Origin of the sequence: Rhodococcus sp. NCIMB 12038, from assembly GCF_002165735.1 — a bacterium.
In the GTDB taxonomy this organism is placed as follows: domain Bacteria; phylum Actinomycetota; class Actinomycetes; order Mycobacteriales; family Mycobacteriaceae; genus Rhodococcus_F.
In genome coordinates, this window is sequence record NZ_NHML01000002.1 from 85,501 (window position 1) to 100,933 (window position 15,433).

The window sequence follows — 15,433 nt, forward strand, 5'->3', positions numbered from 1 at the left end:
TACACCATGATCACCGCGCTTGTGTGTTCAAAACCGGAGGTTGGAGAATGCAGGACGAGTCGAAGTACCCGGATTGGCTGACACCGCGATGGTGGGCAGAAGGCCATGACGTTGCGATCTCCCGAACTCGGTTGATCGACAAGTGGGTCGTCGCAGCACCGTCACCAAAACCGGAGAAGAAGGTGTTCACTCCTGAGCTGTCAGCGTGGTCGAGCGCACTTGGGATCCGCCCTTGGGTGAAGGACGTGTTCGGCGCCACGGCGGCGGGGCTGGCGCACCATCAGTCGGTGAAATCTGAAACTGGCGACGCCGACGGCTGGTGGCAGGTGTCACTGCTCTACGCCCGTTACGGTGACCCCTTGGCTCGCTACAGCGGAGGATTCCGAGTGGAGGCCAAATCCCGGCGACCGGAGGGGCTTCCTAAACGGGTCTCTGACGCGGTCCGCGAATTCGAGCGCAATGACGCTTGTGTTGCCGCACGAGGAGAGTTGCTGGGTGTGCGCAACGACATGTCGGTGATCACCACCCAAGCCGATGTCGATCGATTCCTCGAAGATCCACAAATCAGCCACGATGAGGTGCTGTCGGCGGCCATGCGCGGCTACGCGGGTGCCCTGATCACCTACCGGGACAGGCTCGCCTCGACGCCGACCGATGTACCACCCGATGTCGACGTGCAGATCGCACTGAACGACTGCATCGATACGCTCGCCGACTTTGGTGAGCCCACCGGTGTTCGCCGTGAGGCAACCGAGCGAGAGAAGGCCCGCGCCACTGCCCTTCTGACCCAGTTGCTCAGCGACCGTCCCGAGTTGCTCAAACAGCACACCGACGTGCTCGGTGAGGCGTGGGCGAGCACTCACACAACCCTGACGAACTGGATGATCGACGGCCAAGAGGTCACCGACGCCTTTATCTTGTTCAAGCGGGTCAAGGCGGTGCACGCCACTCATATGCGCAGACAGATTCAATACGAAAAGCGGATCAGGTCGGACGAATCCCTCACCACCGGCCTTGACGATCACGGTGCGGTGACTGCATGGGGCGGGGACAGTGATACGGAGACTTTCGACCGCGTCGAATTCCGGAATCTACTGGACCAGATGCGGACAGCTCTCAACGGTTATCCCGCCGCCGTCATCGCCAATGACGTGCCGATCGACTGCTGGGAAAAACAGTATGCCCGCGCCATCCTAGACAACGGTGCCGCGGTCGCAGATCGGGTCGACTTCACCCAGTTGCATCCTCTGGTGATGCAGGTTTGGCGGAAGGGTAAGCCCACCACAGCTCGGAGCAATACTGCGGCCCAGGCGGCAAAGGATATCGAGACGATGCTGCGGATCGCTTTCTCGTCGGTGGTTGAGCATGCCGACGACCTGAGCCTGGTCGGGACACGGAAACGAACCGAGACCTGGCGTGCGCGCACTGCCGAGGTCAACTCACTCTTGGAAAAAAGCCGCGATGACGCGGGAATGGAGAAGAAATAATGACGGCACATGAGATGGTGCCCGACGGTGTTCAGACGAGCACATCCGATGGCGCGGTGTCCTGGTGGTCACCGCAGCCGCCCGCTGTGGCACCCGTCGAAATCACCGTTGGTCGCGGCGCAACCATCGAGGTCGACGCCGCGTACCCGGGCAGGGTACTGAGCTGGGTGTTGGCTCCCGGTGGTGACATCGACGCACTCGCAACTGCATTCTGCGATACCGGTCTTACCGAGCTGATCGAGCACGCGATCTCGAACGGAGTAACCGTGACGATGGCTCCGGCGCCGCACCTGACTGGGCCGTGGATCCGGCGGGCGCTGGTTGCAGCGGTCCAGCGTTGGGCTGTGCGTCCAGTAGACGAGAGCGCCCTGATCCTCGATGAGGCGTCCAGCCAGTACCGCACGGGTAACACCCCGGCTGCCGCACGGCTGTTCGCACTCGCTTCCCCCACCTTGATGGCCTTGGGACGGCAGTGCCTCGACGGTGACCTCGTCGGCGGCCCCGCCGAGGAGTTGCGCGAGATCACCCGGGACGCCAGTCAGGCCGTCACCGACGCCGGCTGGGGCTCCGACATCCTCGAGTTGGCGGCGGCGCTGCAGGCTGGCTCCGTCCTCGACGATCTCGTGTTGGCGGAGGCGCTGAGCCAGTGGGAGCTCGCTGACATTGTCGGCGCGTCTCATCTGGGTGCTGACACACTCGGTCCGCAGACCGATCAGCTCAGTGTCGACGCGGCCGCGATCGACCCGGCGACCGTCCCGCCGCGGGTGCTCGCGTGGTCGGGCGCAGGCGATCGCGAAATGCTGGTCGAGTATGATGTAGACGCCGATCAGGCGACGGTGAGCGTGGCACTTGCAGCCGATGTCGACCCGCTGTGCCTCGAGACCCAGCAACTACTCGCATACTGCGCCGAGAAAGACACTGGCCGTATGGTCGCGTCGGTTCCACTTCAAGTTCAGGGCCGATCTGTGATCGCGCAGTTACCATGTCGCGGATTCCATCCTGACGTCCTGCATTTCGGGGTCTACTGCGCGGACACCGACCTCGATTCGCTTCGTCTGAACGAGGTGGGACAGCTGCAGATGACGGTGGATCGGTGGATGCTGGACGCGTGGAATCATCACCGCACCGCCCTGGCTGCGGTCCACACGGTCCCGGCAGACGCCGACGAGACACTGCTCGATACGGCCGCACAGGTACGCGACGATCACATCGAGCGCGCCATTACGGCGGCGGATACAGCAGCGGCGACGATCACCGAATATCTGGCGCAGCACCCTGATTCGTCCGAAGAAATTGTCACGGCGCTGCAAGCCCGCCATGAGGTCATCCTGGGTTACCTCGCCGACCTCGATACTGCGTTCACCAGTGAGGCAGGGGATGTGCCGTCGCTGCTCGCGGAAATGATCCCCGCCGATCCGTGGGACGAGGACGACAATTGAGCATCGACTCCCTGGCCGCCGGTACATCCGGCGGCCAGGGACGTTCGGCTCCGGCTGTGGACCTGTTAGTACGGACCGCCGACGCCGGTGACACGTATGTGACCTGGAGGTGGCTCGACGACGCGGCGACCCCTTACGCTGCCCGGCTCTCGGCCACCGCTCTGACCGCCGGTCTCGATCAGCTCGCCCACGCGCTGATCACGCCGATGGATGGAGAAGACGCCGAGACGGCAGTCAGCCGGGGATTGACAGACGGAGCATTCGCCAACCGTGCCTCGGAGCGGGCGCTTGCCGAGGAACTGGCCGCGGCGGTGCTCCCGGGTCCGCTGGTGGAACAATTACTCGCCCGGACCAACTCGGGTCTGCGAATCCGGCTTCGGTTGACACCCAGCCCGCAGTTGGCGCGGATCCCCTGGGAGACACTGGCCATCTCCGGCGACCAGCGCCTGGTCGATGTGGTCGACATCATCCACGACCCGCCGGCCACCGTTCACTCCGCCCGCAACGCACAGGTCCGGCCATGGGGCGAGCTCCGCACGTATCCGCCGTTGTTCATCATCGACCCCAAGATTCCGGGCCGGGTTACCGAGCATGGGCTCAAGCCGACTCTCCCCGTCGGAGATTGGCGGGTGATGCGTGACCGCATCCGAAAGTACGAGAACACTGACGGCGCCGATGGCCGCACCAACCGCACCATGCCCGGCACAATGATGACGCGAGGCGCGCTGTCCACGCGCCTTCGGACGACTCGATCTCGGTTGTTCTACTTCGGTCATGTCTCGGCAACTCCGGACGAACCCGGCACGGCCTCACTCCATCTGAGCGACACCGCCGCAACGTGGGGGATGGCCGAACCCATGCGCCGAAGCAGGCTCGGGCCCGAAGGCATGCCGGTACCGGCCACATCCGATGATCACCGGCCCTTGTCGGCGCTGGATCTGATGCTCGGAACCACGATGACCACGGACCGGAATGTCTGGAAATACTACGGTGCGGATACCGCCCAAGCCGGGTCCGAGATCTGGCCCATGCCGCCACGGGTAGCGATCATCGCCTGCGAGGGCGGCGTCGACTATCGTTCGTCCGAAACGTTCGGGCTGGTGATGGCCACGCTCGATGCCGGTGCAGAACTAGTAACAACCACCCGCTGGACGCTCCCCACTGACGGGGGTATTCGCCAACGCTATCCGCACCTTTCCCGTGACGTCCATCCCACCGTGGAGGTCGCATTGGCGGTCGACCATGCCCACACCCTCGACGACCCCATCGCATACCTGACCGAGTGGCAGCGCGGCCAACTCCAGCTGTGGCGCGAGACCGGCGGCATCCAGTATTCGCCACTGCTGTGGGCGTCTTTGACCCACACCTACGCCCCCGCACGAAGAGAACAGGAACCCGATGACGACCACAACCCCTGACCCCGAGCGGGCCGACTCAGACGTACTCCCGATGGCGACATACTCGGGCATACTGTCCCCCGTGTCGATCCTCAGCCGCTCCACCAGCACCCCCGGCTCCGCCGTCGAATACTCCATCATCGATTTCGATGCCGATACGCGTGACCCGGCGGGAATCGCCGGATGGGTCGAGCAGTGGTTGAACTCGGCCGAGATGACCGAGCTCTTCGAACTCTTCGGGCACCGCATCGAGTCCTCAGGACTGCGGAACCGCCTCCACGAGGCCGAAAGAATCTCGCGGGAAATCTTCGACTTCCGACAAGGGGGCGAACGGTGGGAAGCACGCCAAAGTCGGTTCGACCCCCACGTCACTGAAGTCGTCGACTCCCTCATCGCTCGGCTGTTCCGAGAACCAACCGAGCAGCCCTCCGCCGGGGTGGATCCGGTCGACCATGCGCTCGTCTTGGGTGGTCGGCTCAACAGCTGCATCCTGCGAGCAGAACTGCTGTCGAAGCTGGTCGCTGACCACATGACCGTGAACACGGTGTGGGGGTTAGGAAGTCGGCGAGAAGTAACCAACGACGAACATGCGGTGGCGGACAGACTCGGTCTCGGCACGATCGACGATGAACTCGATGCGATGGCGGCCGCTCTCCGGTACATGATGCAGCTTCCTGATCTCGGCGTCGAAGACAAAGCGCGACAGGCCCCGAGCGAGGTCCGCCACATCGCATTTGAGCCCCTACCGGTGATCGGCCTGGCTGCGTCGCCCGGGCCCGGCAAGCCACGGGCCACGACCAGTGATACCTACCGCTTCTTCCGCGAAACCGCAGCGATCGAAGAAGGCGACCATCTTCTGATCGTCACCTCCGCGATTCATGCGCCCTTCCAGCATGCGCAGGCTATCGCCGAATTGGGCGTCGCCTGCGCTGCGACGATCACCTCTGTCGGTGCACACATCGGTACCAGCGGTGAATCGGAAGTACGCGGCGATTGGACCACCGCCGAATGGCTGCAGGAAGTGCGGTCGGCGATCTGGTCGATGCGGAACATGTACGAGTCGCTGCTCGAGGCCCACCCTGGCCTGGATATTCGGAGAGCCTGATATTCGAGTGACTCAGGTGACTCAGGTTCATGTCACGTCGACGACCGGTGTCCGTGGTTCATCAGGACAATCCTGACCAGTCGTTGGTGTGTAGTGGCGCACTGCGCCGTGGAATTTCTCCAGCGCGATCCGCCCACTTGGCATCCGCAATCGAGGTGGCGGAGCCATCGGGAGGCCGACGCCTGCGATCAAGCGAATGGGGCCGGCGATCCGATCACCCAGCATGGCAAGGCCAAAATCGCTCGGCCGCATCCGCTCGTCATCGGTGACCGAGTCGATCGTCTCGGCCGCGGTATCGATCCCCATGGTGATGTCGGTGGCAATGTGGGTGGACGTGTGAGTCCCGCTGTTGATGGTGGTCTCTACCAGTTCGGCGAGGAGCTCGGCATCACCGGTCTCTGACGCCAACTCGAATGCCAGCCGATTGGCGGACGCGACGGTACGTCTCCAGGACAGTCTGGCTGCCGCCGTGGGGAATTGAAACTTCACAGCATCCAGGTGCAGCAATGCCGGCAGGAGTACATCGAGCGCGGCTCGGGCGTCGGTGCGCTCACCTGAGGCTGCGACGCTCGAGGCCAGGTTCACGGCACACCGTGCCTCCCATTCGTACAAGCCGAGCGCCCGGAATTCTGCGGCAGCGCGGCGATGAGATTGCTGGGCGTCCTGGTGCCGGCCGGATGCGTCGTCGAGTCGTGCGAGGTTCATGATGCACCCGGCCGCCTGGCGGGCCTTTCCGGGAGCCTTCTGATAGTGCTCGCGGGCGAGCTGATAAAGCTTCGTTGCGACGATCTCATCGCGTGCCGCGTGTTCGACCCCCATGTTCATTCGGCAGTCGGCGATGCGGTCTAGCTGGCCGAGTTCGTTGAAGGCGATCATGGCGTCGCCATAGGCGGCGAGCGCCCTCTCGGGATCCCCGGCGTAGCCGTAGGCGGTTCCCAAGTTCATCGAGCAGTTGGCGACCTTCTTCCTCAGTTCGAGACAGGACTCTTCCGTGGTGGCCGCCGCGCACAGCTCCTCGTAACGCTCTTTTGCTCGCGTGTACGCCGTTGCGGCCTGATCTGCTCGCCCCGCGCGAAGGTGTACGTATCCCAGGTTGGTGTCGCAACTGGCGGCCAACTCGTCAGCCCCCTCGGCCGCCGCGCTCGTTCGAGCGCGTTCGAGCTGCAGATAGGCAGCGTCGTATCTACCCGAATCCGCGTAGAAGACTCCGATATTGACGGAAATCTCGATGCCATGGATGCGATCGTGACAACGATCCTCGGCGTCTCGGAGGACGTCGAGCGCCTCACCGTATGCTCCGGTTGCGGCGAGCACGATCGCGAGGCCGCTCGCGCTGGAGACGCGTTCCTTCTCGCAGTTCTGCGGATAGGTGTCGAGCGCACGGCGATACGCCTCGATCGCCTCATCGAGGCGACCGAGTTGTCGGTATATGGACGCCAGGTTTTGATCGCAATCGGCGGCGCCGCGAAAAATGGGGTAGCCCTCATGCGTGAGGAACTGGTTTCGGGCGGCGTTGAGAATTTCGATCGCCTCGTTGGGCCGCTGCAGTGCGATCAGCGATTGTCCCCGCCCGAGTCCGCTGTTGGCTTGACCGCGCATGTGCCCACACGTCTCGAACAGCTGGTGCGCATACCGGTATTTCTCCGCGGCCTTGGCATGCTCGCCGGCGTCGCTGTAATGGTCTGCGTCGTTCGAGGCCGCGTAGGCCGCGTCGAGGAGGTCCTCGTTTAATGTGGGCTGCTGATCGTCAGACACCTGCGAGGACCTCACTGTATCGATTCGAGCGGACCACCATCCGCGCCGAACGGGACATCAATCCATACGTAGGCTGTTCGGTTCGGCGAACGAACTCCTCCGCGGCGGTCTGATCGTCATCGACGACGTGTCTGGCCCGGCTATCCGCCAGCCACCGCTGATAGCTGTGTGGCCCCGTTCCGCCATGGTTGGTGAACAGCAGGTAGGTCTCGGCATGGGCGAGATTGTCCAGGATTCCCGCGTCATGGCCATACTGAGTCAGATATTGCGAACACGCGGCCGCATCCAGCACGCCAGCGACGCTGTCGGTCAGGTGCGCCGGAATTCCCTTTCGTAATCCGAGGGTGATGCTGCGTTTGATGTAGGGGTGGGTGCCCTGGTTGAGGAAGGACCAGTGCAGTGCGATGCGGGTCAAGTCCAGCAGATGGTTCCTTGATGGAGAGGCACTTGAACCGGGCTGCGACGGATACGGCCGCTCAACAATTCGGGCGTACAGGTCGGGAACCGACCGTAGATAGTCAGAATCAACCATTCCCGCGCTCAACTCCACGGTGGCAGCGAGCAGCAGCGCGCGGACGAACATGATGTTAGAGGTGAGAAACCACGACGAGGTGGCCAGTCGACGCTCCTCGGGATCGGGAAGAACCGGCAGCCCGGCTTCCGCCGCGATTTTGTCCAGGAGACGGCACGCACGGGTGCCTGCTTCGGCGCTTGCCCGTGCAACGATGCGGATAGATTGCAGATCGGATCCCTGTTGCAAGCTCCTGGTCGGAGGAGTTCCAGCGCGGAGCAGTATCCGTCGTTCGACATCTTGCTCGACGAGCGCGGCTTCGACATTGCGGGCGAGTTGACCGCATTCCTGCAGATAGAGTTGCTGTAGTGCTTCTTCCTTGGTCAGTGCTTGCCGGTCCTGGGGGGCGTCACGGAGGGCGGCATGAGCTCGGTTGATGTAGCTGAAGGCGCCGGTGTAGCGGTCGAGCTTGCTTGCCGCCATGGACACCGTGCGTTCGATCAGTCCGCAGTAGCGGCCGAGTTCGGGGTTCTCCCGCCGAAAATTCTTGATTCGCTCCACACAAGGAAGAAGTAGCGCCATCAACTCCACTGGAGGAATCTCCGATGCCAGCGGTACGGACACGATGTGCAAGGCCTCTGCCTCGAAGACCCTGGCCTGGTCGTAGGCGCGGCCCTCGCCCTGAAGTCGCATCGCGAGCATGTGAGCAAATCCCACACGCCGAGCCATTGATGCGGAACGCGCTTCATAGGCCTGATGGGTAAGGTCACGGTAGTGCCCCGAAACTCGATGGGGCGACAGAAGTTCGGGGACGGATTCACGATAGTTCTTGAAGGCATCTCCAGCCTCGAACTGGCTCAACATCGCGCCGCCCCCTTCCCTGATCCGTGAGCGTGAGCTCGCATGTAGCATAATGCTTTTCGGTGCATATGCTCGCAAGAGAGGAACTCCGATGACGGCACTACCGGGCACAGAGGGTGCCCGCGCTCGGCTTGAGCCCTTGGGCCCCTATCTGGTGGCGGTCGATAGTGCGTCCGAGTCCAGCTCTGGATTGGTGTTGCCTGACACAGTGAAGCGGCCGTCTATCGCGGTCGTGCAGGCAATCGGTCCCGAGATCAAGGCCATCGATGTCGGTGACGAGATCGTGTACAAGGAGGGCACCGCGATCGACATTGAGGTTGACGGCAAGTGCTATCTCCTCGTTCGAGAATCGGACGTCCTGGCACGGCTCCGGCCCTAGATCTGCAAAACGCAGTATGCCAGTCGGAGCCGACCGAATGATTCGCACGGTACAGTGTCCGCGGGCATCCTCGATGTTTGCCTGGATCGGATTCGAACCGGTCGTCGTATCCGGAGGTGAATGTGGATCCTGTCCAGTCTCTACTCACACTGGCGGAGTTGCCGGCCACTGACGCTCATCTCGCCGCCGCCGACCGGGAGCTCGGTCGAGCTTTGCTCTGGGTGGGCCAGGATTACCTGGCGCGTGTCTCCGATGAATGGGACGTCGAGCTGTTCTTCGAGGTCTACAACAAGCCGCCGTCCACCGGCGGGTGGGCGCAGGCGATCATCACTGGACTTGAGAAGAGACCCGACATCTCCGCCGACGACCGCTCTGAAATCGTGCAGTCGGCGCAGAACCGCGCCCTGCCAAGACTGAAGGACGGCGCCGACACTCCGTAGTCTGACGCCTTTCGCCTCTCAACAAGTGGTCGCTCGCAGCCACGATCTTATGCGGTCCCGACTCGTGTTCCGGGACTCTCGGGAACCGTCGCTCGACCGACCGATGCGGACCCGACAAGTCTGTGTTAGAACGCGCAGTTCACCAGCTTGCACTCGGGCCCGAGCCGGATATCGAACTTACGTTCGACCCCGTCGCGGATGTGGGCGGCGAACTGCATGACCTCGGCAGTGGTCGCGCCGCCACGATTGGTCACCGCGAGGGTGTGCTTCGACGACAGGGCGACCGCACCGCTGCCCCATTGATGACCGTAGCCACGACCGAATCCTGCCTGTTCGATGAGCCAGGCGGCGGGCAGTTTGATGCCCGCCGGATCGGGGTAGCGGGGGCACTCGCTCGCCTTGTCTGGGACGGTCTGCAACACCGGGTTGATGAAGAACGACCCCACGCTCCATGTGTCGTGATCAGCGGGATCGAGAACCATGGCACGTTCGCCGCGCAACTCGAGGACAGCACGACGAACTTCTTTGGCCGGCGCAGTCTCACCCACCCGGACGCCCAGCCTGTCAGCGAGACCGGCATACCTGATCGGCCGCGATTGCGTGCTCCGCGGCAAGCGGAACGTCACATCCAACACTACATACCGATCGGTATGTTTGAAGGCGGATTGCCGATGGCTACCAAAACCGCATTCAGCTTGGTCCCATTGCGCTACCACCCCGCGATCCCGGTCGTACACAGTCACCCGGTCGAGCAACTCGGACGTCAACGTCCCGTATGCGCCCACATTCTGAATAGGCGTACCGCCGGCCGCACCCGGGATGCCAGACAATGCCTCCAGCCCTGACAAGCCGGCATCGAGTGCAGCGGTCACGACCGTGTCCCAGTCGACCCCCGCATCGGTGGTGACCAGCTCATCCTCGATCCGCAGACCGGTGCTCGCCACCTTCACCACGAGACCGTCGAAGCCTTCGTCCCCGACGACGAGATTCGAACCACCACCCATGACGAGCACCGGCCTCGTCTCGGCGTCGGCGCCCCGGACCAGGTCGAGAACACTCGCCGTATCGTCCGCGACAACGTAGTGCGCCGCGGGCCCGCCCAGCCGCATCGTCGTCACTTCGGCCAACCGCGTTCCCGTACTCACGACGGGTCACACTACACGGCGAGGCATTGGCGTTGACCCGGTGCGTCGACCAAATTCGCACAGCTACCAGCATCAACGATGCCTACCGTGACGGGTCTTACCGAGCGAACCCAGCGTGTTTGTGCTTACAGAACCGATCGAGTAGCCATTCGTTTGCACCGAGCCCTATATCATGGGGCCGATCGATACAGGAGGCAGACGAGTGCAGATCACCAGCGTCGGACACGCCGGATTCCATATCCAGACTCAGGCGGGCTCGATCCTGTGCGATCCCTGGGTCAACCCCACCTACTTCGGCTCGTGGGTTCCGTTTCCGGACAACTCGCAGCTCGACTGGGACGCGCTCGGCGACGTCGACTACTTGTACGTTTCGCATCTGCACAAGGATCATTTCGACCCGGAGAATCTAGCGAAACACGTGCGCAAGGACGCCACGGTCCTTCTGCCGGATTACCCGGTTCCGGATCTGCGGCATGAACTCGAGAAGGTCGGTTTCTCCAAGTTCTACGAAACTCAGGACTCCGTGAAACACACGGTCAGCGGCCCCAAAGGCGACCTGGACGTTCTCATCGTGGCGTTGCGCGCGCCCGCAGACGGCCCGCTGGGCGATTCCGGCCTGATCGTTTCCGACGGGCAGACGACCGTGTTCAACATGAACGACGCTCGGCCAGTCGACATGGATCCGATCCATAACGCGTTCGGGAATATCGATGTGTGCATGCTGCAGTACTCGGGCGCCATCTGGTATCCGATGGTGTACGACATCCCGACACGGACCAAATCCAACTTCGGTAAGCAGAAGCGTCAGCGCGGCATGGATCGTGCACGAAGCTACATCGAGCAGGTCGGGGCCACATGGGTGGTGCCTTCGGCCGGGCCGCCGGTCTTTCTGGACCCGGCACTGCGCGATCTCAACGACGATCACGGCGACGAAGGGAACATCTTCCCTGACCAGCTCGTCTTCCTCGAACAAATGCGCGTTCACGGCAACGACGGTGGACTGCTCATGATCCCGGGCTCGGTGCTCGATGTGACAGGCAGCGACACTATGACGCTCACCCATCCGATCCCCGAGGCGGATGTCGAACGCATCTTCACCCACAAGGCCGCCTACATCGAGGAGATGGCGCAGCGTCTGGCGCCGGTCATCGACGCACAGAAAGCGACCTGGGCACCGACTGAAGGAGAGCCACTGCTCGGGCCTCTGAAAGCGAAGTTCGAGCCGATCATGGCGCAGTCCGATCTAATCTGTGACGGGATCGGATACCCCGTAGGCCTGGTAATGGGCGACGAGACGGTGGTGCTCGACTTCCCCAAGCGCATCGTGCGAGAGCCAATCGCCGGGGAAGGCAAGTATCGCTACGGCTTTCGAATCGCCCCGGAACTCGTACGCACTGTCCTGCGCGACGACGAACCCGATTGGGTGAACTCCATCTTCCTGTCGACGCGATTCACCGCATGGCGAGTCGGCGGATACAACGAGTTCCTGTACACCTTCTTCAAGTGCCTGACCGATGAACGTATTGCCTACGCGGACGGCTGGTTCGCTGAAGCGCACGATGACTCAGCCTCGATCACCATTGGTGGCTACGAAGTTCAGCGGCGTTGCCCCCACCTCAAGGCAGACCTGACGAAGTTCGGCATCGTCGAAGGCGCCACATTGACCTGCAACCTGCACGGTTGGCAATGGGACCTCGAATCGGGCCGGTGTAAGACATCCAAGGGACATGAGATTCGGGCTGAGAAACTGAACTGAGTCCCAGGCCAGGTCGCGTTTCAAGCGACCGACAAGTGATATACGGCGAGAATACAATTGGGCGCGTCACTCCAGAGCCGCACCCGAACCAATTGCTGTATACGTAGGGGTTTCGCGCGCTAGCCGCATCGTCGATGGTGACTGCGTGCGGCTTTTGTCCGACAGTCGGCGCCGTCATCCGCTCGAACGCGACCTCGGCACCCAAATCGGGCAGAGTCCCCCCAAACTTCTCGCGGCAGTTCGTGAGAACGTGACGCCTATCCCGCAGTGTCGACCGTCACGTAATTCCCCAGGGGTGTCCGTCACGTAATTCCCCATGCTCGGGCGTGCTGAGTCGAGGGTAACCCGGCGTGGCGGGGGTGCGGGTCAGGTTGCGCCGGCGGTGCGGTGTCCGGGTCGTTTGCGGGGTCGATAGGACGGTCCGTCCATCAGAGTTTGATGGCTGGTGTTGATCAGCCGGTCGAGGAGGGACTCGGCGACGACCGGGTTCGGGAACAGCGGATACCAGTCCTTCGGGGCGCGGTTGCTCGTCAAGATGAGGGGTTTGCCGGCGATCGCCCTGTCCGAGACCAGATCGTAAAGATCGTCGGACTGGGTGGTGGTGTGCTCGCGCATCGCGAAATCATCGATAATCAACACCAGCGGCCGGGTGTATTCGCGCATCCGCTGACCGATGGTGCGGTCGGCATGGCCACCGGCGAGATCGGCAAGCATGCGCGAGCACTTGACGAACCGCACGTCCCCGCCGCGGCGTGCGACATGATGCCCAAGTGCTTGTGCCACATGGGTTTTGCCTACCCCAACGGGACCGTAGAGGATGACCGACTCGCCCGCGTCGAGCCAGCGCAGCGCGGCCAGGTCCCGCAGCATCGCCGCCGGGAGTTTCGGATTGGCGGTGAAATCGAAGTCCTCGAACGTGGCCTGTTGTTCGAACCTGGCCCGCCGCAACCGGCGGGCCAGCGCCGCGGTCTCGCGGCGGGCGATCTCGTCCTCACACAGCACCTGCAGAAAGTCGAGGTGCCCGAGCTGCCCGTCCCGGGTCTGAGCGAGCCGGGCGTCGAGGGTGTCGAGCATCCCGGTCAGCTTCAACGTCTTCAGCGCAGCCCGCAGGCTGGGATCGTGAATGGTCATGACGATTCCTAGGATGTGATGAAAATGATTGGTGTGCAGCAGGTGTCGATGCAGTGTTCAACACTTCAGGCGGTGCGTTCGGTATCGAAGGCATCGGGTCCGCGCAGGAACGCCGGCGCCGGCGCGGGGGCCGGTGCGGGCTGTCCGTCGTGTTCGGTGCCGGCGGCGAGGATGCCCTTGACGGTGCGGTAGCTGGGGTCACCGACTTCGAGGGCGCGGGCGCAGGCCGCGTCCAGACGGGCGTCGTCGTAGCGGTCCCGCAGCCGGACGATGCCCTGGATCGCCCGCAGCCGGTGCAGCGCGTTGACCTGCGACAACTCGGCGACGACCGCGACGGCGCCGGGACCGATCTGCTCGGCCTGCGCCCGGCACCAGACCACGGTCTGCAACATGTAGGCGATCTTGTGCGGCGGGTAGTGCTCGGGGTTCGTCGACCGCCCCGACAGGTGCAGCACGTGGGTGGCGACCACCTGCTCGGTGTGAAAGATCTGCACGAGGTCCCCGCAGGTGCGCACCAGTACCTGCTGGCCGATCAGCCGCCAGGGCACCGAATACAGGGCCTTGCCGGCCTTGACATGGCAGTCCGGGGCGACCTTCCCGACCTGATAGCGGACCGATTCGAATGGTCTGGGTGGAAGTGGTGTGAGTTTGTGCTTTTCGATGGCGTCGAACACCGCCGCGGGTTGTGCTCCGTCGAGGCCGCGGTGCTGGTGCCGGCCGTAGACGTCGGTGCACCAGGCCAGGGCGGCGTCCTGCATCTGCGCCAGCGAGGTGAACTCGCGGCCCTTGAAGTACGAGTCCCGGATATAAGGCATCGGGCGCTCGATCCTAGGTTTATCCTTAGGTTTTCCTGCGCGGGCGGGGTCGATCAGCAGCCCGTAGAACGCGGCCAGCTCGGCGTAGGCGCGGTTGATCTTCGGGTCGTACAGATCGGGCCGGTCCACCCCGGTCTTGAGGTTGTCGCACACCATCCGGGCGGGGACGCCACCGAAGAACTCGAACGCCGCCACGTGCGAGGCGCACCACGAGGACTGGTCCATCCGCAGCACCGGCTGCACGAACAGCATCCGCGAACAGGCCAGGATCATCGCGAACGCCCACACCGCCACCCGCCGGTCGGTGGCCGGATCCCGCCACATCCCGAGCTTGCCGTAATCCACTTGAGCCTCGTCGCCGGGAGGGACCGCACCCCGGAGCACCGTCACCTTCGACTCCGCCACCTGATCGGCGAATTGCGCTGCCACATAACGTCGTACCGTCGACTCGGACACCGTAACACCGTGGTCGTCACGCAGGCGTTGCGCGATGGTCGCGACCGTCACTGACCCCTTCAACTGCCCGTCGATCCAGTCGTGATGCGCGGCGATCGCTGGCCACGTCACCGCCCGCGCTGCCGGGTCGCCGACCTCCGGGAACCACCCCGTGATCAGCTCCCGCCAGAGCGCCTCGTCGAACTTCCCACCCTCGCCCGGCGCCAGCCCGGCCGCCAACGCGGGTGCTAGGTATTTCCGGATGGTTTTGCGGTCGATCCCCAGGGCCGTCGAGATCTGCACCTGAGACCTTCCGGCATGCCAATGCCGGAACAACTCCATCAGATCGATCATCGTCCACGTTCTCCTTGCCACCGTCAGGCCCCTTCCCGGGCCCCGTGTCGGTGGCCCAGTCAGGAGCGAACCTGTAGCAGCACCCCAACCCCGGCCGACACGCCCCAGGGTGGGGAATTACGTGACGGCCGGGTGGGGAATTACGTGACGGACAAACCCCTCAACCTGGGGAATTAGATGACCGCCGACACGCAGTTCGATTCGTCGTTGCAGATGTCAGCTGGTTTGCCGCCGAATTGACGGCTGCATGGCGCTGTCGTGACGATTGGTCAGCATCAAGGCCACCGTCGAGTGAATCACCCAAAGTGCTCCGCAGATCGATTGATAAGTTGGTCGATTCGAGCCGCGCGAGAAGCGGGTTGCCGAGTAACACCGCCCCAAGTCAGGTAGCCCCGCCCACGATCGTCGTCCGGGAACAGAGCC

At 63.3% G+C, this 15,433-nt stretch carries 12 protein-coding genes; 7 read left to right on the forward strand and 5 right to left on the reverse strand.

Annotation, left to right across the window (positions count from 1 at the left end):
* Positions 1–47: 47 nt before the first annotated feature.
* From CA951_RS02740 to CA951_RS02755, 4 genes are all read left to right on the forward strand, one after another.
* Positions 48–1,487, forward strand: coding sequence for a hypothetical protein (locus CA951_RS02740; RefSeq protein ID WP_143542976.1), 1,440 nt, complete (start codon positions 48–50; stop codon positions 1,485–1,487).
* A complete protein-coding gene (locus CA951_RS02745; protein WP_087555406.1) occupies positions 1,487–2,926 on the forward strand; it encodes a hypothetical protein in 1,440 nt (479 codons plus the stop codon). The genes CA951_RS02740 and CA951_RS02745 overlap by 1 nt, the downstream gene beginning before the upstream one ends.
* Positions 2,923–4,344: a CHAT domain-containing protein gene (locus CA951_RS02750; protein WP_087555407.1), complete on the forward strand. Its 1,422-nt coding sequence runs from the start codon at positions 2,923–2,925 to the stop codon at positions 4,342–4,344. Before CA951_RS02745 ends, CA951_RS02750 begins: the two co-directional genes overlap by 4 nt.
* A gap of 61 nt (positions 4,345–4,405) precedes the next feature.
* Positions 4,406–5,428, forward strand: a complete 1,023-nt coding sequence (locus CA951_RS02755; protein WP_143542977.1) for a hypothetical protein — start codon at positions 4,406–4,408, stop codon at positions 5,426–5,428.
* Positions 5,429–5,455: 27 nt separating this feature from the next.
* On the opposite strand, the gene CA951_RS02760 is transcribed toward CA951_RS02755, so the two are convergent.
* A complete protein-coding gene (locus CA951_RS02760) occupies positions 5,456–7,183 on the reverse strand; it encodes a tetratricopeptide repeat protein (RefSeq protein ID WP_143542978.1) in 1,728 nt (575 codons plus the stop codon).
* Positions 7,176–8,558: a hypothetical protein gene (locus tag CA951_RS02765; RefSeq protein WP_143542979.1), complete on the reverse strand. Its 1,383-nt coding sequence runs from the start codon at positions 8,556–8,558 to the stop codon at positions 7,176–7,178. The genes CA951_RS02760 and CA951_RS02765 overlap by 8 nt, the downstream gene beginning before the upstream one ends.
* 88 nt (positions 8,559–8,646) lie before the next feature.
* On the opposite strand from CA951_RS02765, the gene CA951_RS02770 reads away from it, so the two are divergent.
* Positions 8,647–8,934 carry a co-chaperone GroES gene (locus CA951_RS02770; RefSeq protein WP_179220091.1) on the forward strand — a complete coding sequence of 96 codons (288 nt, stop codon included), beginning with the start codon at positions 8,647–8,649 and terminating at the stop codon, positions 8,932–8,934.
* Between the two features lie 122 nt (positions 8,935–9,056).
* The gene (locus CA951_RS02775; RefSeq protein ID WP_143542980.1) at positions 9,057–9,374 is read left to right on the forward strand and encodes a hypothetical protein; all 318 of its coding nucleotides are present in this window, start codon (positions 9,057–9,059) and stop codon (positions 9,372–9,374) included.
* A 125-nt stretch (positions 9,375–9,499) separates the two neighbouring features.
* On the opposite strand, the gene CA951_RS02780 is transcribed toward CA951_RS02775, so the two are convergent.
* On the reverse strand, positions 9,500–10,519 hold the full coding sequence (locus tag CA951_RS02780; RefSeq protein WP_256973244.1) for a UDP-N-acetylmuramate dehydrogenase: 1,020 nt from the start codon (positions 10,517–10,519) through the stop codon (positions 9,500–9,502).
* A gap of 202 nt (positions 10,520–10,721) precedes the next feature.
* Here CA951_RS02780 and CA951_RS02785 point away from each other — a divergent pair, with 202 nt between their 5' ends.
* A complete protein-coding gene (locus CA951_RS02785) occupies positions 10,722–12,275 on the forward strand; it encodes an MBL fold metallo-hydrolase (RefSeq protein ID WP_087555414.1) in 1,554 nt (517 codons plus the stop codon).
* 366 nt (positions 12,276–12,641) lie between these two features.
* Here the strand turns inward: CA951_RS02785 and istB are convergent, their stop codons facing one another.
* Together istB and istA are read right to left on the reverse strand one after the other, a co-directional pair.
* Positions 12,642–13,406, reverse strand: a complete 765-nt coding sequence (gene istB, locus CA951_RS02790; protein WP_087555415.1) for an IS21-like element helper ATPase IstB — start codon at positions 13,404–13,406, stop codon at positions 12,642–12,644.
* A gap of 65 nt (positions 13,407–13,471) precedes the next feature.
* Positions 13,472–15,010: an IS21 family transposase gene (istA, locus tag CA951_RS02795; RefSeq protein WP_087555416.1), complete on the reverse strand. Its 1,539-nt coding sequence runs from the start codon at positions 15,008–15,010 to the stop codon at positions 13,472–13,474.
* Positions 15,011–15,433 lie beyond the last annotated feature (423 nt).